Annotated in this window: 20 protein-coding genes; 2 read left to right on the plus strand and 18 right to left on the minus strand. The window is 74.3% G+C overall.

Features of this window, described 5'->3' with window-relative positions:
• Window positions 1–302 precede the first annotated feature (302 nt).
• The 18 genes from dapB to rimP form a co-directional block, all read right to left on the minus strand.
• Window positions 303–1,085 carry a 4-hydroxy-tetrahydrodipicolinate reductase gene (gene dapB / locus DQ244_RS16960; protein WP_113812699.1) on the minus strand — a complete coding sequence of 261 codons (783 nt, stop codon included), beginning with the start codon at window positions 1,083–1,085 and terminating at the stop codon, window positions 303–305.
• Between the two features lie 48 nt (window positions 1,086–1,133).
• Window positions 1,134–1,463 (minus strand): VanZ family protein, encoded by a 330-nt coding sequence (locus DQ244_RS16965; protein WP_233491688.1) that lies wholly within the window; start codon window positions 1,461–1,463, stop codon window positions 1,134–1,136.
• A gap of 22 nt (window positions 1,464–1,485) precedes the next feature.
• On the minus strand, window positions 1,486–2,847 hold the full coding sequence (locus DQ244_RS16970) for a pitrilysin family protein (RefSeq protein ID WP_233491689.1): 1,362 nt from the start codon (window positions 2,845–2,847) through the stop codon (window positions 1,486–1,488).
• Complete coding sequence (locus DQ244_RS16975) at window positions 2,844–5,099, minus strand: polyribonucleotide nucleotidyltransferase (protein ID WP_199580452.1); 2,256 nt, start codon at window positions 5,097–5,099, stop codon at window positions 2,844–2,846. Before DQ244_RS16975 ends, DQ244_RS16970 begins: the two co-directional genes overlap by 4 nt.
• Window positions 5,100–5,364: 265 nt before the next feature.
• A complete protein-coding gene (gene rpsO, locus DQ244_RS16980) occupies window positions 5,365–5,634 on the minus strand; it encodes a 30S ribosomal protein S15 (protein ID WP_113812701.1) in 270 nt (89 codons plus the stop codon).
• A 148-nt stretch (window positions 5,635–5,782) separates the two neighbouring features.
• A complete protein-coding gene (locus DQ244_RS16985) occupies window positions 5,783–6,751 on the minus strand; it encodes a bifunctional riboflavin kinase/FAD synthetase (protein WP_113812702.1) in 969 nt (322 codons plus the stop codon).
• Between the two features lie 14 nt (window positions 6,752–6,765).
• Window positions 6,766–7,905 (minus strand): branched-chain amino acid aminotransferase, encoded by a 1,140-nt coding sequence (locus DQ244_RS16990; RefSeq protein WP_199580453.1) that lies wholly within the window; start codon window positions 7,903–7,905, stop codon window positions 6,766–6,768.
• Window positions 7,906–8,008: 103 nt separating this feature from the next.
• Window positions 8,009–8,347 carry an antibiotic biosynthesis monooxygenase gene (locus DQ244_RS16995; RefSeq protein WP_113812703.1) on the minus strand — a complete coding sequence of 113 codons (339 nt, stop codon included), beginning with the start codon at window positions 8,345–8,347 and terminating at the stop codon, window positions 8,009–8,011.
• 55 nt (window positions 8,348–8,402) lie between these two features.
• On the minus strand, window positions 8,403–9,320 hold the full coding sequence (gene truB / locus DQ244_RS17000) for a tRNA pseudouridine(55) synthase TruB (RefSeq protein WP_113812704.1): 918 nt from the start codon (window positions 9,318–9,320) through the stop codon (window positions 8,403–8,405).
• Window positions 9,317–10,639, minus strand: a complete 1,323-nt coding sequence (locus DQ244_RS17005) for an MATE family efflux transporter (RefSeq protein ID WP_113812705.1) — start codon at window positions 10,637–10,639, stop codon at window positions 9,317–9,319. Before DQ244_RS17005 ends, truB begins: the two co-directional genes overlap by 4 nt.
• Complete coding sequence (locus DQ244_RS17010; RefSeq protein ID WP_233491690.1) at window positions 10,636–11,664, minus strand: bifunctional oligoribonuclease/PAP phosphatase NrnA; 1,029 nt, start codon at window positions 11,662–11,664, stop codon at window positions 10,636–10,638. Before DQ244_RS17010 ends, DQ244_RS17005 begins: the two co-directional genes overlap by 4 nt.
• The gene (locus DQ244_RS17015) at window positions 11,661–11,900 is read right to left on the minus strand and encodes a hypothetical protein (RefSeq protein ID WP_113812706.1); all 240 of its coding nucleotides are present in this window, start codon (window positions 11,898–11,900) and stop codon (window positions 11,661–11,663) included. The genes DQ244_RS17010 and DQ244_RS17015 overlap by 4 nt, the downstream gene beginning before the upstream one ends.
• The gene (gene rbfA, locus DQ244_RS17020; RefSeq protein ID WP_113812707.1) at window positions 11,897–12,403 is read right to left on the minus strand and encodes a 30S ribosome-binding factor RbfA; all 507 of its coding nucleotides are present in this window, start codon (window positions 12,401–12,403) and stop codon (window positions 11,897–11,899) included. The genes DQ244_RS17015 and rbfA overlap by 4 nt, the downstream gene beginning before the upstream one ends.
• Before the next feature lie 86 nt (window positions 12,404–12,489).
• On the minus strand, window positions 12,490–12,783 hold the full coding sequence (locus tag DQ244_RS17025; RefSeq protein WP_113812708.1) for a DUF503 domain-containing protein: 294 nt from the start codon (window positions 12,781–12,783) through the stop codon (window positions 12,490–12,492).
• 100 nt (window positions 12,784–12,883) lie between these two features.
• Complete coding sequence (gene infB, locus DQ244_RS17030) at window positions 12,884–15,805, minus strand: translation initiation factor IF-2 (protein WP_113812709.1); 2,922 nt, start codon at window positions 15,803–15,805, stop codon at window positions 12,884–12,886.
• Window positions 15,806–15,985: 180 nt separating this feature from the next.
• Complete coding sequence (locus DQ244_RS17035; protein WP_233491691.1) at window positions 15,986–16,252, minus strand: YlxR family protein; 267 nt, start codon at window positions 16,250–16,252, stop codon at window positions 15,986–15,988.
• Window positions 16,253–16,260: 8 nt separating this feature from the next.
• Window positions 16,261–17,412 carry a transcription termination factor NusA gene (gene nusA / locus DQ244_RS17040; protein ID WP_113812711.1) on the minus strand — a complete coding sequence of 384 codons (1,152 nt, stop codon included), beginning with the start codon at window positions 17,410–17,412 and terminating at the stop codon, window positions 16,261–16,263.
• Window positions 17,409–18,068 (minus strand): ribosome maturation factor RimP, encoded by a 660-nt coding sequence (rimP, locus tag DQ244_RS17045; protein WP_113812712.1) that lies wholly within the window; start codon window positions 18,066–18,068, stop codon window positions 17,409–17,411. The genes nusA and rimP overlap by 4 nt, the downstream gene beginning before the upstream one ends.
• 267 nt (window positions 18,069–18,335) lie before the next feature.
• On the opposite strand from rimP, the gene DQ244_RS17050 reads away from it, so the two are divergent.
• Together DQ244_RS17050 and DQ244_RS17055 are read left to right on the plus strand one after the other, a co-directional pair.
• On the plus strand, window positions 18,336–18,818 hold the full coding sequence (locus DQ244_RS17050) for a hypothetical protein (RefSeq protein WP_113812713.1): 483 nt from the start codon (window positions 18,336–18,338) through the stop codon (window positions 18,816–18,818).
• Between the two features lie 12 nt (window positions 18,819–18,830).
• Complete coding sequence (locus DQ244_RS17055) at window positions 18,831–19,289, plus strand: ferritin-like domain-containing protein (protein WP_113812714.1); 459 nt, start codon at window positions 18,831–18,833, stop codon at window positions 19,287–19,289.

The following is a 19,289-nucleotide window of genomic DNA, read 5'->3' on the forward strand; positions in this document are numbered from 1 at the left end:
ACGAGCCGCGGCACGGGGTATTACTTGGCACTGACTTTCGGCACGCTGTTGAGTTCTCAAGGAGCGGACGCGCAACAACTCGACCCTTCCGGGCTCCGTCACTGGCTGGATGTCCAACTCTACGCCGGTTTCCGGAGGCCCTCAAGGGCGGTGTCCGGTCCGGCGGCCCTTCCGGGCCGCGCGGCGCATGGAGAACAGTACACGAGGTCCTAGGTCCCTGTGCAACCCCCGGCGGCGCGGTCCGCGTCACACTCGGCGCGTTCCGGAACCGGGCCTCTCAGCGGCGCGTCGGTGGTGCCGGCCTACAGGCCGAGGAAGCTCTCGATCCCCACGGTGAGCCCGGGGCGGCGGCTGATCTCGCGCACCGCCAGCAGCACGCCCGGCATGAACGAGGCCCGGTCGAACGAGTCGTGCCGGATCGTCAGGGCCTCCCCTGCGGCGCCCAGGAGCACCTCCTGGTGGGCGACCAGCCCGGTGAGCCGGACGGCGTGCACGGGGACGCCCTCGACGTCGGCCCCGCGGGCGCCGGGGAGCGAGTCGGTCGTGGCGTCGGGCGACGGCGGCAGGCCGGCGGCCCGCCGCGCGGCGGCCACCAGGCGTGCCGTGCGCACCGCCGTCCCCGAGGGAGCGTCCACCTTGTTCGGGTGGTGGAGCTCGACGACCTCCACCGACGGGAAGAAGCGCGCTGCCTCCTGCGCGAAGCGCATGAGCAGGATGGCGCCGATCCCGAAGTTGGGGGCGATGACGACGCCGAGCTCGGGCTTGGGCTCCAGCCACTCGGCGACCGTGGCCAGCCGGGCCTCGTCGAAACCGGTGGTGCCGACGACGCAGTGGATGTTGTTGTCGATGCAGAAGCGGATGTTGTCCATGACGACGTCCGGGCGGGTGAAGTCCACGACCACCTGCGCGCCGGCGTCGGCCACGTTGAACAGCCAGTCGCCGTCATCGACCATCGCGACCAGCTCGAGGTCGTCGGCGTCGTTGACCGCCTTGACCACCTCGGCACCCATGCGGCCCCGGGCGCCCAGCACCCCCACGGGGACGAGCGAGGAGGCGGACGCGGTGTTCTGGTCGGTCGTGGTCACGCGGTCAGGTTTCCCGGCGCGCGTCCCCGGCGCAAGACAGCGGCGCGATCAGCGCGTCCGACGGGTGGCCGCGGCCCACACGAGCAGACCGAGGAGGACCCCGGCGACGTCCGCGAGCCCGTCGGCGACCGAGGCGGACCGGTTCAGCGGTGTCGTGCCCTGCACCACCTCGCTGAGCACCGCGTAGGCGACCAGGCCGGCCCCCAGCGGGAGGCGGGCGAACCCGGCCCAGCGCCCGGTGACGGCGAGCGCCGCGAAGAGCAGCAGGTGCACGACCTTGTCCGTCCCCGGGGGCGCCGTCGGCACCCCCGAGGCGGGGACGAACAGGACGACCAGCGAGACCAGCACGGCGACGCCGAAGGCGACGCGCGGCAGCACGCCGCCTTCCTGCCCGGGCACGTCAGAGCCGGTCGAGGTCGGACTCGCGGTAGGGGCCGACGACGGCGAGGCAGGTCTCCCGGCCGAAGAGGTCGCCGGCCACCGAGCGCACCTGGGCCTCGTCGACCGCGTCGATGCGGGCGAGGACGTCGCGCACCGGCACGTACTCCCCGTAGGAGAGCTCGCTCTTGCCGAGCCGGCTCATGCGCGAACCGGTGTCCTCCAGCCCCAGGACCAGTCCCCCGCGCAGCTGTCCGCGGGCCCGGCGGACCTCCTCGGAGGTGAGCCCGTCGGCGGCGACGCGGTCCAGTTCCCCGCGGATCAGCCGGAGGACCTCCGGCACCCGCTTCTTGGAGCAGCCGGCGTAGACCGAGAAGGCCCCCGCGCCGGCGTAGTGGGTGAGTGCGGAGCCGACGCTGTAGACCAGTCCCCGCTTCTCGCGGATCTCCTGGAACAGCCGGGAGCTCATGCCGCCGCCGACCGCGGCGTCGAGCACGGCGGCGGCGTAGCGCCGCTCGTCGAGCCGCCCCGTGGAGGGGGCGCCGAGCAGCAGGTGGGTCTGCTCGGTGCGACGGGCGATCAGACCGGTGCTGCGGGCCGGGCGGACCAGCTCGAGGTCACCGGTGCGCAGCGGCGCCGGCTCGGCCGAGCCGGACAGCCGGTCCCCGAAGGCCGCCGTCACCAGGTCCAGCACCTGCCGGTGGTCCACCCGGCCGGCCGCCGTCACCACGATCGACGGGACGGCGTACCGGGAGCGGTACCAGCCGTCGACGTCCTCGCGGGTCAGCCCCTCGATGGACTCGACGGTGCCGAGCACCGAGCGGCCCAGCGAGGTGTCGCCGAAGAGCGTCTCGGCGAACAGGTCGTGCACGCTGTCCGCGGGCTCGTCGTCGCGCATGGCGATCTCCTCGAGCACCACCGTGCGCTCGGACTCCAGGTCCGCCGCGGTGTTGGTGGCCTCGGTGACCAGGTCGGCCAGGAGCGTCACGGCCAGCGGCAGGTCGCTGGCGAGCACGTTCGCGTAGTAGCAGGTGTGCTCCTTGGCGGTGAACGCGTTCATCTCACCGCCGACCGCGTCCATGGCCGCCGCGATCTCCAGCGCGGAGCGCGACGAGGTGCCCTTGAACAGCAGGTGCTCGAGGAAGTGCGACGACCCGGCCACGGCCGGCGTCTCGTCCCGCGAGCCGACGCCCACCCAGATGCCGAGCGTCGCCGAGAGCACTCCCGGCATCGTCTCGGTCAGGACCCGCAGGCCCCCGGGCAGCGTGGTGCGCTCCACCCGGCCGCCGACCTCGTCGAGGTCGAGCAGCGCGGTCTCCCCGACGGGAACCGGGGCGGGTGCATGCGCACCCGCCCCGGTCCCGAACACGTCAGACGTGGTCACTCACCCGCGGGTGCGGCGGCCTCGGCCGGCGCCTCGGACGCGGCCTCGGCACCACCCTCGGCGACCGGGGCGAGGCTGATCTTGCCGCGGGCGTCGATGTCGGTGATCTCGACCTGCAGCTTGTCGCCGACGTTGACGACGTCCTCGACCTTGTTGATCCGCTTGCCCGCACCGAGCTTGCTGATGTGGACCAGGCCGTCCTTGCCCGGGAGCAGGGACACGAAGGCGCCGAACGGCGTGGTCTTGACGACCGTGCCGAGGAACCGCTCGCCGACCTTGGGCATCTGCGGGTTGGCGATGGCGTTGATCCGGTCCACCGCGGCCTGGGCCGAGGGGCCGTCGGAGGCGCCGACGTAGATCGTGCCGTCGTCCTCGATGGTGATGTCCGCGCCGGTCTCGTCCTGGATCGCGTTGATCATCTGGCCCTTGGGGCCGATGACCGCGCCGATCTTGTCGACCGGGATGCGCACCGTGGTCACGCGGGGCGCGAACGGGCTCATCTCGTCGGGGGCGTCGATCGCCTCGCCCATGACGTCGAGGATGTGCAGCCGGGCCGCGCGGGCCTGGGTCAGCGCACCGGCGAGGACGTCGGAGGGGATGCCGTCGAGCTTCGTGTCCAGCTGGAGGGCCGTGACGAAGTCCTTGGTGCCGGCGACCTTGAAGTCCATGTCACCGAACGCGTCCTCGGCACCGAGGATGTCGGTGAGCGCGACGTACTCGGTCTTGCCGTCGACCTCGTCGGAGACCAGGCCCATGGCAATGCCGGCGACCGGGGCCTTCAGCGGGACACCGGCGTTGAGCAGGGCCAGCGTCGAGGCGCAGACCGAGCCCATCGAGGTGGAGCCGTTGGAGCCGAGGGCCTCGGAGACCTGCCGGATCGCGTAGGGGAACTCCTCGCGGTCCGGCAGCACCGGCACCAGGGCGCGCTCGGCGAGCGCGCCGTGGCCGATCTCGCGGCGCTTGGGCGAGCCCACGCGGCCGGTCTCACCAGTGGAGTACGGCGGGAAGTTGTAGTTGTGCATGTAGCGCTTGCGGTTCACCGGCGACAGCGTGTCCAGCTGCTGCTCCATGCGGAGCATGTTCAGCGTGGTGACGCCCAGGATCTGGGTCTCGCCGCGCTCGAACAGCGCCGAGCCGTGCACGCGCGGGATGACCTCGACCTCGGCCGACAGCGGCCGGATGTCGGTCAGCCCACGGCCGTCGATGCGGACCTTGTCGCGCAGGATCCGCTGGCGGACCACCTTCTTGGTCAGCGCGCGGAAGGCTCCGGAGATCTCCTTCTCGCGGCCCTCGAACTGGCCGGCCAGCGCGGCCTTGACCTCGTCCTTGAGCGCGTCGGTGGCGTCCTCGCGCTCGTGCTTGCCGGCGATCTGCTGCGCCTGGGCCAGCTTGTCGCCGACCTGCGCCTCGACGGCGGCGTAGACGTCGTCCTGGTAGTCCAGGAAGCGGGGGAAGTCGGCGACCGGCTTGGCCGCCTTCTCCGCGAGCGCGGACTGCGCGTCGCACAGCGCCTTGATGAACGGCTTGGCCGCCTCGAGACCCTGCGCCACGACCTCCTCGGTCGGGGCGGTGGCGCCACCGGCGATGAGCTCGATGGTCTTCTCGGTGGCCTCGGCCTCGACCATCATGATCGCGACGTCGCCGTCGGGGAGCACGCGGCCGGCCACGACCATGTCGAAGACGGCGTCCTCGAGCTCGGCGTGGGTCGGGAAGCCCACCCACTGGCCGTTGATCAGCGCGACGCGGGTGCCGCCGACCGGGCCGGAGAACGGCAGGCCGGAGAGCTGGGTGGACGCCGAGGCGCCGTTGATCGCGAGCACGTCGTAGAGGTGCTGCGGGTCCAGCGACATGACCGTGATGACGACCTGGACCTCGTTGCGCAGGCCCTTGGCGAAGGTGGGGCGCAGCGGGCGGTCGATCAGGCGGCAGGTGAGGATCGCGTCCTCGGAGGGGCGGCCCTCGCGACGGAAGAACGAGCCGGGGATGCGCCCGGCGGCGTACATCCGCTCCTCGACGTCGACGGTCAGCGGGAAGAAGTCGAACTGCTCCTTCGGCTGGCGCCCGGCCGTGGTGGCCGACAGGAGCATGGTGTCGCCGTGGGTGATGACGACGGAGCCGGCGGCCTGGCGGGCGAGCCGGCCGGTCTCGAAGGTGACCGTGCGGCTGCCGAAGCTGCCGTTGTCGATGACCGCGGTGGCGGTGGTGACGCCGTCCTCGGCGTCGAACTCAGCGGTGATGGTGGGTGCGGACACTCGTCCTTCTCTCTTCTTCGTCGCGGCGGCCTCGTGCCGACCTGCGACTCCTCTTGCGGCGGGGGTCCGCCGGGGCGTCCGGATGACCGGTGCTCGATCGAAGCCCTCGGGAACGTTCCGCGGAGGGAACCTGCGTGCCCGGGGGCCACTACCGAGGACCGGCCCGATGCGGATCGCGTCGGGCGGGCTCGCCGTGGCCCGTGCGGCGGGTGCCGCACGAGAGAGGGGACCGACCCGGCACGAACCGGGCGGTCCCCTCGATGTGCTAGCGGCGCAGGCCGAGCCGCTCGATGAGCGAGCGGTACCGGTTGATGTCGGTCTTCGCCAGGTAGTTCAGCAGCCGGCGACGCCGGCCGACCAGCAGGAGCAGGCCCCGCCGGCTGTGGTGGTCGTGCTTGTGCATCTTCAGGTGCTCGGTCAGGTCGCTGATCCGGCGGGTCAGCATCGCGACCTGCACCTCGGGCGAACCGGTGTCCTTCTCGACCGTCGCGTAGTCGGTCATGATCTGCTGCTTGGTTGCGCTGTCGAGCGCCATGGTTCGCCTCCTGGGCGGTCACGTGTGGCCCTCGGTCTGACGCACGAGGGCAGGCTGCACACACGCCGGTGGTACCGGCTGCCCCGAAGGTTACCAGCGGCGCCGACGCCGGCTGATCACGGTGCGTCGCCGCACCGACCCGGCCGGGTCAGGGCGCGTCGGGGAGCCCGAGCGCCCGGCGGGTGTCGGCGACGTCCTTCGCCATCGCGGCGAGCAGCGCCTCGATGCCGTCGAACGCGGCCATCGGGCGCAGGCGGGCGGTGAACTCGACGCCGACGTGCTCGCCGTACAGGTCGCCGCTGTAGTCCAGGGCGAACGCCTCGACGGTGCGGCGGGTGCCCTGGAAGGTCGGGTTGGTGCCGACCGAGATCGCCGCGGGGAGCCGCTGGTCGGTGGTGCCGTCGTCGTGCCGGGTGACCAGGTGGCCGGCGTACACGCCGTCGGCCGGGATGGCGGTGAACGGCGGGGTCTCCACGTTGGCCGTCGGGTACCCGAGCTCCCGTCCCCGACGGTGACCGCGGACGACGACGCCGTCGACCCGGTGCGGCCGTCCGAGCGCGCGGGCCGCGGACACCATGTCGCCGGCCGCGACGCAGGCACGGATGTAGGTCGAGGAGATGGTGACCTCGCCGTCGTCGGACGAGTCCTGGGCCAGCGGCACGCCCTCGACCGCGAAACCGAACCGGCGTCCCTCCTCCGCGAGGCTGGCGACGTCGCCGGCCGCCTTGTGCCCGTAGGTGAAGTTCTCCCCCACGACGACCTGCGCCGCGTGCAGCCGCTCGACCAGCACGGTGTGGGTGAAGGTCTCGGGCACCAGGCGGCTGAACTCGGCGGTGAAGGGCAGCACGCACATGGCGTCCACGCCCAGGCCCGCGACCAGCTCGGCCTTGCGGTCCATCGAGGTCAGGATCGCCGGGTGGGAGCCGGGCCGGACCACCTCGGCCGGGTGCGGGTCGAAGGTGAGCAGCAGGCACGGACGACGCATCGCCCGGGCCCGCGCGACCGCGGCACCGATCAGCTTCTGGTGACCGAGGTGGACGCCGTCGTACATGCCGACGGTGACCACGGTCCGGCCGAGATCACCGGGGGTCGCCTCCAGCCCCCGCCAGCGCAGCACGCGTCCGGCCCCGGTCAGGAGACCTGGTGCAGCCAGCCGTGGGTGTCGGCCACCCGCCCGTGCTGGATGCCGAGCAGCGTCTCGCGCAGCCGCATGGTGAGCGGGCCGGGGGTGCCGTCGCCCACGGAGAACTCGCCGCTGCGGGCCTTGACCTCGCCGACCGGGGTGATCACGGCGGCGGTGCCGCAGGCGAAGGTCTCGGTGATCGAGCCGTCGAGGACGCCGTCGCGCCACTCGGCGAGGCTCACCTTGCGCTCGCTCACGCGGTGGCCCAGGTCCTGGGCGACGGTGATGAGCGAGGCGCGGGTGATGCCGGGGAGCAGGCTGCCGGAGAGCTCGGGGGTGACCAGCTCGGCGTCGTCGCCGGAGCCGTGGACGAAGAAGAGGTTCATCCCGCCCAGCTCCTCGATGTACTTCTTCTCCACCGCGTCGAGGTAGACGACCTGGTCGCAGCCCAGCGCGCTGGCCTCCTGCTGCGGCAGCAGGCTGGCCGCGTAGTTGCCGGCGCACTTCACGTCGCCCGTGCCGCCGGGCGCCGCCCGGGCGTAGTCCTCGGAGACGTAGACCGAGACCGGCTGGACACCTCGCGGGAAGTAGGCACCCGCCGGGCTGGCGATCACCAGGAACAGGTACTCGTGCGCCGGGCGGACACCGAGGAAGGACTCGCTGGCCAGCTGGTACGGCCGCAGGTACAGGGTCTGGTCGGCCCCGGTGGGGACCCAGTCGCGGTCGGCGTCCACGAGGGCGTCGACCGCGGCGAGGAAGGCCTCCTCGGGCACCGGCGGCATGGCCAGCCGCTGCGCGCTGCGCACGAACCGGGCGGCGTTGGCCTCGGGGCGGAAGGTGGCGACGCTCCCGTCGGGCTGCGCGTAGGCCTTGAGGCCCTCGAAGATCGACTGCGCGTAGTGCAGCGCGGCGGTGCCCGGGTCCATGGGCAGCGGGCCGTACTGGGTCAGGCGGGCGTCGTACCAGCCGCGGCCGGCCTGGTAGCGGGCCACGAACATGTGGTCGGTGAAGTACCGGCCGAACCCGGGGTCGGCCAGCAGCTCCGCGCGCTCGGTGGGCGAGCGGCGCTGCACGTCGTCGACGACCACCGGCACGTCCGCGAGGAACATCCGCGAGGTGGTACGGCTGTCGGCGAGCGTGTCGGTCATGGCTCCTACCCGGGCGTGCTGCGTCGTGGCACCGGCCGGCGGCGTGCCGGACCGGCACCGGCCCCGCGGACGTGCGGGACCGGTGCCGTCACAGTAGCCGGGCTCAGGCCTGGTGCTCCTGGTCGACCTTCGGCCCGGCGTTCTCCAGCACCTCGTAGGTCCACACGTGGGCCGAGTGCGGCGCCGCGGAGGCCAGGGTGTCGCCGCCGCCGTCGTGGGCGCGGTCGAAGTCCTGGCTCGACTGCCAGGCCTCGTAGGCCTCCGTGCTGCTCCACCGGGTGTAGACCAGGTACTGGTCGGTGCCCTCCACGGGGCGCAGCAGCTCGAACCACTCGAAGCCCGGGGTGCTCTCGACCGCACCGGCCCGGCCCCGGAACCGCTCCTCGAAGCGCTCCTGCTTGTCCTTGGGCACGGTGACCGCGTTGATCTTCACGACGCTCATGGGCCACCCCTTCCCGAGGTGGCGCGCGCTCAATCCCCGCGGCGGGAGGCCGTCGTCAGGACGGCGGGAAGCCGACCGCCACCTTCGCGACGCGGCCGGCGTCCTCGACCAGCGCCACCAACCGGCCGTCGGGGTCGACGGCCGCGTGCAGGCCCTCGGCGCCGGTCGCCGGGATGCGCTGCCCGTACCCGAGGGCGACGGCCTCCTCGGCGGTCAGGGCCCGCTCGGGGAAGACCAGCCGGGCCGCCTCGGTGAGACCCAGGAAGCCGGGGCCGCCGCCGGCGACCAGGGAGGCCGCCGACTCCTCGACCGTGCCGGCCTGCGCGACGGCGAAGGGGCCCGAGGCGCTGCGGCGGAGCGCGGTGAGGTGGCCGCCCACGCCGAGGGCGGCGCCCGCGTCCCGGGCGATGGCCCGGATGTAGGTGCCGGCGGTGCACTCGACCGTGACGTCGACGTCGACCAGGTCCGGCTCGGGCCGCGTGATCCGGTGCACCTCCAGGCGGTGCACCGTGACCGAGCGGGCGGCCAGCTCCACGGTCTCCCCCGCCCGGACGCGGTCGTAGGAGCGGCGCCCGTCGACCTTGACCGCGCTGACCGCCGAGGGCACCTGCTGCAGCGGGCCGGTCTGGGCGGCGAGGGCGGCGCGGACGGCGTCGTCGTCGAGGTGGGCGGTGGAGGCGGAGGTGAGCAGCTCCCCCTCGCGGTCGTCGGTGACCGTGGCCTGACCCAGCCGGATCGTGGCCTCGTAGGTCTTGTCGTGGCCGCCGACGTACCCGAGCAGCCGGGTCGCCGTCCCCACGCCGAGCACGAGCAGACCCGTGGCCATCGGGTCCAGGGTGCCGGCGTGCCCGACCTTGCGCACCGACAGCGCGCGCCGGGCGCGGGCGACGACGTCGTGCGAAGTCATGCCGCCGGACTTGTCGACAAGCAGCAGACCGGGCGGGACGTCGGCGTCCTGGCGTCTCGGGCTCACGCCCCAACGCTCTCAGGCGCGCCCAGCCAGCGGTCACCCGCCACCCGGGCCAGGACGGCGACCAGCCGGAGTGCGATGAACAGCGTCAGACCGGTCCACACCCCCGCGAGGCCCAGCTCCAGCGGCCCGGCCAGCAGCGAGAGCGGCAGGAAGCCGACCAGCGCCGAGGCGATCGTGACCGTGCGCAGGTAGCCGACGTCGCCGGCTCCCATGAGCACGCCGTCCAGGGCGAAGACGACGCCGGCCAGCGGCTGGAAGCCGGCCAGGAACCACCAGACGACGGCGGCCTGCGCCAGCACCGCCGGGTCGTCGGTGAACAGCGGCGGGAGGACGTCGCGCAGCGCGAGCAGGACGGCGGCGACGAGGCCTCCGGTGACCAGCCCCCACAGGGCGACGCGGCGGGCGGTCGCGCGGGCCTCGTCCGGGCGCCGGGCACCCAGGGCGTGCCCGACGAGGGTCTGCGCGGCGATGGCGTAGGCGTCGAGCACCAGGGCCAGGAAGAAGAAGAGCTGCAGGGCGATCTGGTGGGCCCCGAGCACGGCGGTGCCGGTGCGGGCCGCGACGCCGGCGGCGACGAGGAAGGCCAGCTGCAGGACCGCGGCCCGCAGCAGCAGGTCGCGCCCGATCACCAGCTGGCGCAGCACCGCCGCCGGGCGGACCTGCCAGGCGGCCCCCTCGCGCAGCAGCGCGCGCACGAACAGTGCCGCGGTGAGCGCCTGACCGGCCACGTTCGCCACCGCGGAGCCGGGCAGCCCCAGACCGGCCGGGTGCACGAGCAGCGGGCAGAGCACCAGGCTGAGCAGGCTGCCGGCCAGCACGTAGCGCACCGGGCGGCGCAGCTCCTGCACCCCGCGCAGCCAGCCGTTCCCGGCCAGGGACACCAGCAGCAGCGGAGCTCCGAGCGAGGCGATCCGCAGCCACTCCTCCCCCGCCTCGGCGACCGGTCCCGGACCGCCGGCCAGCGCCCGCGTCAGGGGCCCGGCGAGGAGCTGGAAGAGCAGCAGCACGAGCAGCCCGAGGGCTCCCGCCAGCCAGGTCGCCTGCACGCCCTCGGTGACCGCGCCGGCCCGGTCACCGGCCCCGGCCCGGCGGGCGGCTCGGGCCGTCGTCCCGTAGGCCAGGAAGTTCAGCAGCGCCGCGGCCCACGCCAGCAGCCCGCCGCCGACGGCCAGCCCGCCGAGCGCGACCGTCCCGAGGTTGCCGACGACGGCGGTGTCGACCAGCAGGTAGAGCGGTTCGGCGGCCAGGACGACGAGCGCCGGCAGCGCCAGCGCCAGCACGCCGGGTGAGCTGCGCGGTCCGGTGGACCGCCCGCTCATCGGGCGCGCAGCTGCTCGCGCAGCGCCGCGATGGTCCCCTCGCGGTCGAGGTGCGAGGTGTAGCCGGCGGCCGCGCGATGGCCGCCGCCGCCCAGGGCCATGGCGATGCGGGCGACGTCGGTGGCGCCGCGGGACCGCATCGAGACGGTCCACGAACCGTCGGGCTGCCCCTTGAGGACGCAGGCCACGTCGGCCTCCTCGGCCGAGCGGATGACGTCGACCAGCGCCTCGAGCTGCTCGCCGGCGAGGCCGTGCTCGCCGGCCTCCGCGGCGCTGGACCACGTCCAGACCAGCCCGTCGCCCACCTCGGGCTCCAGGGTGGCGCGACCGGTCACCACGGACAGCAGCCCCAGCCAGCCGAACGGTGCGGTGTCGAACAGCCGGCGGCTGATGGCGGCGTGGTCGATGCCGGTGCTGAGCAGCCGGGCGGCCAGCTCGTGGGTGTCCGGGCGGGTGTTGCCGAAGCGGAAGGAGCCGGTGTCGGCGGCCAGCCCGGCGTAGAGGCAGGTGGCCAGGGAGTCGTCCAGCGTCACGCCCAGGCCGTCGAGCAGGTCGGCCACGAGGGTCACGGTGGCCGGGGCCGCGGGGTCGACGACGCGCAGCCGGCCGAAGCCCGGGTTGCTCGCGTGGTGGTCGACGACGATCGATGTCGCGGCCCGCTCCAGCAGCGGGGCGAGCTCGCCCAGCCGGCCCGGCGAGGCGGCGTCGAGGCTGACGAAGACGTCGGGCGAGGAGGGCACCGAGTCCGACGGCACCAGCCCGTCGGCGCCGGGGAGCCAGCCGAGCGAGGCCGGGAGGGTGAACGGTCCCGGGAAGGTGGCCAGCACCCGTGCGCCCCGGCGTCGCAGCCCCTCGGCCAGGGCCAGGGTGCTGCCCAGCGCGTCCGCGTCGGGCTGCACGTGGCCGGAGAGGACGACGGTCGCGCGCGCGTCCGCGGCCTCGGCGAGCACCGCGGACGCCGCGCGCAGCGCGTCGGCCAGGTCGCCGCTCAGCGGGTTCCGCGGGGTCGTGATCCGGGCGCTCACGCGCCCGGATCCGGGTCGGCCACGCGGCCGCCCTGGTGCTCGGTGATGTTCCCGCCGCCCACGGCGTACCCGGTCCCGTCGTCCGGCTCGTCCTCGGCGATGCTCGGCGCCTCGCCGATCTGGCCGTGCTTGCCGCCGTCGGTCGGGTCACCGCTGCCGGGGACGGCGCTGCCGCCCAGCACGGAAGCGCCCTGGCCCTCGCCGGGCTCGTACGGGTCGGGGTCGTTCTCGGTCACTGTGCGCTCCTCGTCGGGGCGGGGTCCTCGGATCCCTCATCGGCAGCGGAGGCCGCAGCCGTGTCGTCGTCGTCCTCGTCGTCCTCGGCAGGACGGCGGTAGGGGTCGGCCTCGCCGGCGTAGCTGGCGCCCTCGCGGGCGCGGGCGAGCTCGGCGTCGGCGTGCCGGGCGCGCTCGAGCGCCTCCTCGAGCTCGCGGGCGGTGTCCGGGACGATGTCGGCCACGAACTCCAGCGAGGGGACGAACTTGATCCCCGTCTGCTTGCCGACCGTGGACCGCAGCACCCCGGTGGCGCTGGCGAGCGCCTTCGCCGAGTCGGCGATCGCGGTCTCGTCGCCGTAGACGGTGTAGAAGACCGTGGCCTCGCGGAGGTCGCTGGTCACGCGGGCGTCGGTGACGGTCACCATGCCCAGGCGGGGGTCCTTGATCTGGGTCTCGATCGCGGCGGAGACGATCTGACGGATGCGCACCGCGAGCTTGCGGGCGCGGGCCGGGTCGGCCATCAGGACCTCCTGGTGAGTGACTGGAACGGCCCCGTCCAGAGGCTCACCCCGAGCGGAGCGAGGGGTGAGGGGGACGGGGTCCTTGATCAATCGCTGTCGCTGAACAGCTGCCGGTGCGTCGACAGCAGCGTCACCTCCGGCCGCTCGGCCAGCAACCGCTCGCAGGCGTCGAGGACGTCGGTGACCTGACCGGCCTCCCCCGCGACGGTGGCGACCCCGATCTGCACGCGGCGGTGCAGGTCCTGGTCGCCGACCTCCGCGGCGGAGACGGCGAAGCGCCGCCGCAGCTCGGCCACGATCGGCCGGACGACGGAGCGCTTGCCCTTGAGCGAGTGGACGTCGCCCAGCAGCAGGTCGGCGGTCAGTGCCCCGGTGAACACCAGTGCACCTCCCACCGACCCGCTGCAAGTGACGTGCTGGAACGGCTCCGCTGCAGGGCCCCGCGCCGAGCGTGCGAGGCGCGGGGGCAGCGGGGTCCTTCTACTCGCGCGGCTTCTCGCGCATCTCGAAGGTCTGGATCACGTCATCGGTCTTGATGTCGTTGAACGACCCCAGGCCGATACCGCACTCGTAGCCCTCGCGGACCTCGGTCGCGTCGTCCTTGAAGCGGCGGAGGGACTCCACCGTCAGGTTGTCGGCGATCACGGCACCGTCGCGGATGAGACGGGCCTTCGAGTTCCGCACGATCGTGCCGCTGCGGACCAGCGAACCGGCGACGTTGCCGATCTTCGGCACCCGGAAGACCTCGCGGACCTCCGCCGTGCCGAGCTGGACCTCCTCGTAGATGGGCTTGAGCATGCCCTTGAGCGCGGCCTCGATCTCCTCGATCGCCTGGTAGATGACCGTGTAGTACCGGACATCCACGCCCTCGCGGTTGGCGAGCTCGGTGGCCTGGCCCTCGGCCCGGACGTTGAAGCCGAGGACGATGACGTCGTCGGCCAGCGCCAGGTCGATGTCGCTCTTGGTGATGCCACCCACGCCGCGGTGGATGACCCGCAGCGAGATCTCGTCGTCGATCTCGATCTTCATCAGCGCCTCTTCGAGCGCCTCGACGGTGCCCGAGTTGTCGCCCTTGATGATCAGGTTGAGCTGACGGGTCTCCTTGAGCGCGGCGTCGAGGTCCTCGAGGCTGATCCGCTTCCGCATCGACGCGTTCTGCGCGTTGCGGATGCGGGCCTGACGACGGTCGGCGATCTGCCGGGCGACGCGGTCCTCCTCGACGACGAGGAACGTGTCACCGGCACGCGGCACCGAGGTGAGACCCACGACCTGCACGGGGCGGGCCGGCAGGGCCTCCTTCAGCTTGTTGCCGTGCTCGTCGAGCAGCGACCGGACGCGACCGTAGGCGTCGCCGGCCACGATCGAGTCGCCCTGGCGCAGCGTTCCGCGCTGGACGAGCACCGTCGCGACGGGGCCGCGGCCCTTGTCCAGCTTGCCCTCGATGACCACACCCTGCGGGTCCTGCTCGGTGTTCGCGCGCAGGTCCAGCGAGGCGTCGGCGGTCAGCAGGATCGCCGCGGTGAGCTCGTCGAGGCCGATCCGGTTGAGCGCGGAGACGTCGACGAACATCGTGTCGCCGCCGTACTCCTCCGCCACCAGGCCGTACTCGGTGAGCTGCTGGCGGATCTTGGCGGGGTTGGCCCCCTCCTTGTCCACCTTGTTCACCGCGACCACGATCGGCACCTCGGCCGCCTGGGCGTGGTTGAGCGCCTCGACCGTCTGCGGCATGACGCCGTCGTCGGCCGCGACGACCAGCACGACGATGTCGGTGACCTTCGCGCCTCGGGCACGCATCGCGGTGAACGACTCGTGACCCGGGGTGTCGATGAAGGTGATCGGCCGCTGCTCGCCCTCGAGCTCGCTGACGATCTGGTAGGCGCCGATGTGCTGGGTGATGCCGCCGGCCTCGCGCGCCACCACGTTGGTGTTGCGCAGGGCGTCGAGCAGCTTGGTCTTTCCGTGGTCGACGTGACCCATGACGGTCACGACCGGCGGACGGACGTCCCAGTCGCCCTCGTCGCCCTCTTCGTCGCCGAAGGTGAGGTCGAAGGTCTCGAGGAGCTCGCGGTCCTCGTCCTCGGGGCTGACGACCTGGATGACCCAGCCGATCTCGGCACCGAGCAGCTGCAGCGTCTCGTCGTTGACCGACTGCGTCGCGGTCACCATCTCGCCCAGGTGGAACAGGGCGGTGACCAGCGCGGCGGGCTGGGCGCCGATCTTCTCGGCGAGGTCGGTCAGCGAGGCGCCACGGGGCAGCCGGACGGACTGCCCGTTGCCGCGCGGCAGGCTGACGCCGCCCATGCTGGGCGCCGCCATCGAGTCGAACTCCTGACGCCGCTGCTTCTTGCTCTTGCGCCCGCGGACCGGTCCACGGCCCCCGGGACGCCCGAAGGCACCCGCGGTACCGGCACCGGAACCACCGCGACCACGACCGCGGCCACCGCCGCCACCACGGAAGCCACCACCGGCCGGCGCGCCGGCGCCAGGGGCACCGCCGCCGCCGCCGGGACGGAAGCCGCCGCCGCCGGGACCACCCGGACGGCCACCGCCGCCGGGACCACCGGCACGACCACCGGGACCGCCACCGGGGCGGCCGCCACCGGCCGGACGGCCGGGCATCATGCCCGGCGACGGGCGCTGCGGCATCATGCCCGGGTTGGGACGCGGACCGCCGGGACCGGCGGCCGGACGGGGGCCACCGGCACCCGGGCCCGGACGCGCGCCGGGCGCGGGACGGGGGCCGCCGGCACCGGGCGCGGGGCGCGGACCACCGGCGCCGGGCGCCGGACGAGGACCGCCGGGCCCACCGGGGCCGGCCGGACCGGGCCGCGCCGCGCCGCCGGCCGGAGCCGGCCGCGGAGCGCTGCTGAAGGGGTTGTTGCCCGGCCGCGGCGCCGGCCGGGGGCCGGGACGCGGACCACCGGGAGCGGCACCGCCGGCCGGACGCGGTCCGGCGGGACGCGGCGCAGCCGGGGCGGCCGGGGCCTGCGGAGCCGGGGCCTGGGCGGCGGGAGCCGCCGGGGCCTGGGCGGCCGGGGCCTGCGGAGCCGGCGCGGCCGGACGCGGGCCGGGGCGCGGACCCGGAGCGGCAGCCGGACGAGCCGGGGCCTGGGCAGCCGGCGCGGAGGCGGCCGGTGCCGACGGCGCGGCGGGAGCGGCCGGGGCCGCAGGCTTGGGGGCCGGGGCACTGGGGCGGGCGGCGGGGGCCGCGGGAGCGGCCGGTGCGCTGCCGCCACCGGTGGCGGCGCCGAGCGCCTCGCGGAGCCGCCGGGCCACGGGGGCCTCGACGGTGGAGGACGCGGACTTCACGAACTCGCCCTGCTCCTTGAGCGTGGCGAGCACGGTCTTGCTGTCGACACCGAACTCCTTGGCGAGTTCGTGTACGCGGGCTTTGCCTGGCACGGGTCTCCTCTTCGTGAGGCCGGCGGCTTGCCCGCTCGACCTCGTCGTCAGTAGCGCATGGTCATCGTGAGAACTTCACGGCTGAGTCATCCGACGGTGTCCTGTCGACGTGCGGACCGGCCTGGTGCCGGCCCGACTGTGTCCTGCTGCGTGCCCGATCCGGACCGCGACCCCGGCGCCTCAGGACGAGGGGCCGAGGACGTGCTCCCGGAGCGGACCGGCCTCCACGGGGGTGCTGCTGCGCAGCGCCCGCTGGAAGGCCCGGCGACGCTCCGCTGCGCGCAGGCACTCCGCCGTCGGGTGCAGGGAGGCACCGCGACCGGGTAGCACCCGCCGTGGATCGGGGACGAGCTCCCCGGCCACGACGACGACGCGCAGCAGGTCGTTGACCGTCGCCTTCTTCCGGCACCCCACGCAGGTGCGGACCGGATTCGACGTTTCGGCCACCGGTAACTCTAGCGCGTGGCCGGTCCGCGATGTTCCGCGCGCCGCGGCGCGGAGCGCGGACCGCCCGCCGGAGGCTGCGAACGGCCGGCCGGAGCGCCGCCGCGCCCCCCGGCCGGGTGAGCCGGGGCGCCCGAGCGCAGCGGCGGCCGGCCCACCCCCGGCGAGGGGGTTGCGTCGGCGTCGTCGGGCTGGGCGTCGCTGCGGATGTCGATCCGGCAGCCGGTGAGGCGGGCGGCGAGGCGGGCGTTCTGCCCTTCCTTGCCGATGGCCAGCGACAGCTGGTAGTCCGGGACGACGACCCGCACGGCCTTGGCCTGGGCGTCGACCAGCCGGGCACTGCTGACCCGTGCCGGGCTCAGCGCCTGCGCCACGAAGTCGGCCGGGTCCTCGACCCAGTCGACGATGTCGATCTTCTCTCCGTGCAGCTCGCTCATCACGTTGCGCACCCGCTGACCCATCGGCCCGATGCAGGCGCCCTTGGCGTTGAGCCCCGGCACGGCGGTGCGGACGGCGATCTTCGAGCGGTGGCCCGCCTCGCGGGCGACCGCGACGATCTCGACGCTGCCGTCGGCGATCTCGGGCACCTCGAGCGCGAACAGCTTGCGCACCAGGTTGGGGTGGGTGCGGGAGACGGTGACCTGCGGGCCGCGGAAGGTGCGGGACACCGCCACGACGTAGGCCTTGATGCGGCTGCCGTGGGTGTAGGTCTCCCCCGGCACCTGCTCGGCCGACGGCAGCACGGCCTCGACCTTGCCGATGTCGATCATCACCAGACCGCTGGCGTTGCGCCGCTGGTCGGCCTGGACGATGCCGCTGACGATGTCGCCTTCCTTGCCGGCGTACTCGCCGAAGGTCTGCTCGTTCTCGGCGTCGCGCAGGCGCTGGACGATGACCTGCTTGGCGGTGCTGGCCGCGATCCGGCCGAAGTCCGACGGGGTGTCGTCCCACTCGCGCACGAGCTCGCCGTCGGGACCCAGCTCCTGCGCGAGGACGGCCACCTCGCCGCTCTTGCGGTCGACGTGCACCCGGACGTGCTTCGCCGCGCCGTCGGCGTGCCGGTAGGCGGTGACCAGCGCCGTCTCGAGGGCCTCGATCACCGTGTCGACCGGGATGCCCTTCTCCCGCTCCACCGCCTTGAGCGCGGTGACGTCGATGTTCACTTCTCTCCTCCGTCGTCGTCCGCGGGCTCGTCGAGGTCGTCGAGGTCCGCGGCGTCGTCCTGCGCGATGTCGTCGTCGATGTCGTCGACGTCCTCGGCGAGGTCGTCGTCGTGGGAGTCGTCCGCGGCGTCGTGCCGCGCGAACTCCACCTGCACCCGGCCGGCGCCCAGGTCGGCCCACGGCACGAGGCGGGGCTGCGGAGCACGCTTCTTCGCGCCCGGCTTGCCCTTCGCCTCGACCGCCAGCGTGACGCCGGCGTCGTCGACGCCGGTGATGCGGCCGGTGAGCTGCTCGGTGGACCCGGCCGGGCCCACGGCGACCTGCACCATGCGGCCGTCGTTGCGCCGCCAGTGGCGCGGCTCGGTGAGCGGGCGGTCGACGCCGGGGCTGGTCACCTCGAGGACGTAGGGCGTCCGGCCCATGCCGTCGTCGTTGCTGTCGAGCACCTCGGAGACCGCCCGGCTGACCTCGGCGATGTCGTCGAGGGTCACCCCGTTGTCGCGGTCGACCACCACGCGCACGACGCTGCGCCGGCCGGCGGGGGTCACCACGAGCTCCTCGAGGTCGTACCCGGCCCCGGTGACGACCGGCTGGATCCAGCCGGAGAGCCGCTCGGTGGCGGGGTCGCTCCGCTGGGTTCCGCGAGAGGCGGACACAGTTGCCTCCTCAGGCTCGGTCGGCCGCACGATGCGTGCGCGCACCCCTGCGGACCGGCGCCGGAGACCTGCAGAGCGGCCGGGCGCGGTGCCGAGGGGAAGGGCCCAGGCTACCGCCCGCCGGGCCGCGCCGGACCGCCGCACCGGGCGAGGACCCCGTCACGCGGTGGGGCGCGAGAGGCGGGCGGGATCCGCCGGGGGCGACGCGGCACGGCGTGCGGCACGTGCGACCGGCTGCCGGAGCGTCCGGCTGAGAGGATGGCGGTGATGCCTCCTACCGCCCTCCCCGGCCCGCGGACGTTCACCCGCCGCACCCTGCTCGCGGTCACCGCGGCGGGGCTGGTGACCCTCGCGGGGTGCACCTCCTCCGCGGACGACGAGCAGGAGGCCGTGACCAGCGAGCAGGCCGACGAGCTCGCCGGCCAGGTCGCCGTGCAGGAGACGCTGGTCGCGGCCTACGACCTGGCGTTCGGCGCCGACCCGGCGCTCGCCGCGGCCGCCGCCGACCTCGCCACCCAGGCCGGCGAGCAGCTGGAGCGGCTGCGGGACGCCGCCCCGGGTGACCGTCCCGAGGGGCCCCCGCCCACCGGCACCCCTCCCGCCGGCGGGGCCCAGGCGTGGCTGCGCGCGCAGGTCGCGGCCGCCGCCACGTCGCACGCGGCCGCCTGCCTGGACCAGTCCGGCGCGCGGGCGGCCCTGCTGGGCTCGGTCGCCGCGGGCCTGCGGGGGCACGAGGCACGACTGGCATGAGGGAGTTCGGGAATGGCTGAGGACAGCACGGAGACCACCGAGGAGAACGACGCGCTGGCCGACGCCCTCGCCGCCGAGCACGCGGCCGTCTGGGGCTACGGCGTGGTGGGCGCCGCGCTGCCGGCCGGTCAGCGGCAGCCGGTGGTGGCGGCCGAGAACGCGCACCGCGACGTCCGGGACCGGCTCACGGCGCTGCTCGCCGAGCGCGGCGAGGACCCCGCCGGACCCGAGGGCGGCTACGCCCTCCCCTTCCCGGTGCTCTCCGCCGTCGACGCGGCGAACCTGGCCGTCACCGTGGAGGACGGCGTCGTGGCGGCGTGGGTGCGGGTGCTCGGCCGGGCCGGCGAGCGCGCGACCCGCGAGCTGGCCATGGGCGCGCTCGGCGGGGCCGAGGTGCGGGCGGTGTCGTGGCGGGCGGCCGCCGGGAAGACGACGACGACGAGCGCGCTGCCGGGGCTGCCCGCGCGGTGA

This window comes from Blastococcus sp. TBT05-19, from assembly GCF_003319095.1.
Classification (GTDB): domain Bacteria; phylum Actinomycetota; class Actinomycetes; order Mycobacteriales; family Geodermatophilaceae; genus Blastococcus.

Bases quoted from the DNA above. Each gene is read 5' to 3' on its own strand.
- DQ244_RS17055 (WP_113812714.1), top strand. From the start codon at position 18,831: ATGGCTGAGGACAGCACGGAGACCACCGAGGAGAACGACGCGCTGGCC.
- rbfA (WP_113812707.1), bottom strand. From the start codon at position 12,403: ATGGCCGACCCGGCCCGCGCCCGCAAGCTCGCGGTGCGCATCCGTCAG.
- DQ244_RS17050 (WP_113812713.1), top strand. From the start codon at position 18,336: ATGCCTCCTACCGCCCTCCCCGGCCCGCGGACGTTCACCCGCCGCACC.
- DQ244_RS16995 (WP_113812703.1), bottom strand. From the start codon at position 8,347: ATGAGCGTCGTGAAGATCAACGCGGTCACCGTGCCCAAGGACAAGCAG.
- DQ244_RS17005 (WP_113812705.1), bottom strand. From the start codon at position 10,639: ATGAGCGGGCGGTCCACCGGACCGCGCAGCTCACCCGGCGTGCTGGCG.
- DQ244_RS16990 (WP_199580453.1), bottom strand. From the start codon at position 7,905: ATGACCGACACGCTCGCCGACAGCCGTACCACCTCGCGGATGTTCCTC.
- rpsO (WP_113812701.1), bottom strand. From the start codon at position 5,634: ATGGCGCTCGACAGCGCAACCAAGCAGCAGATCATGACCGACTACGCG.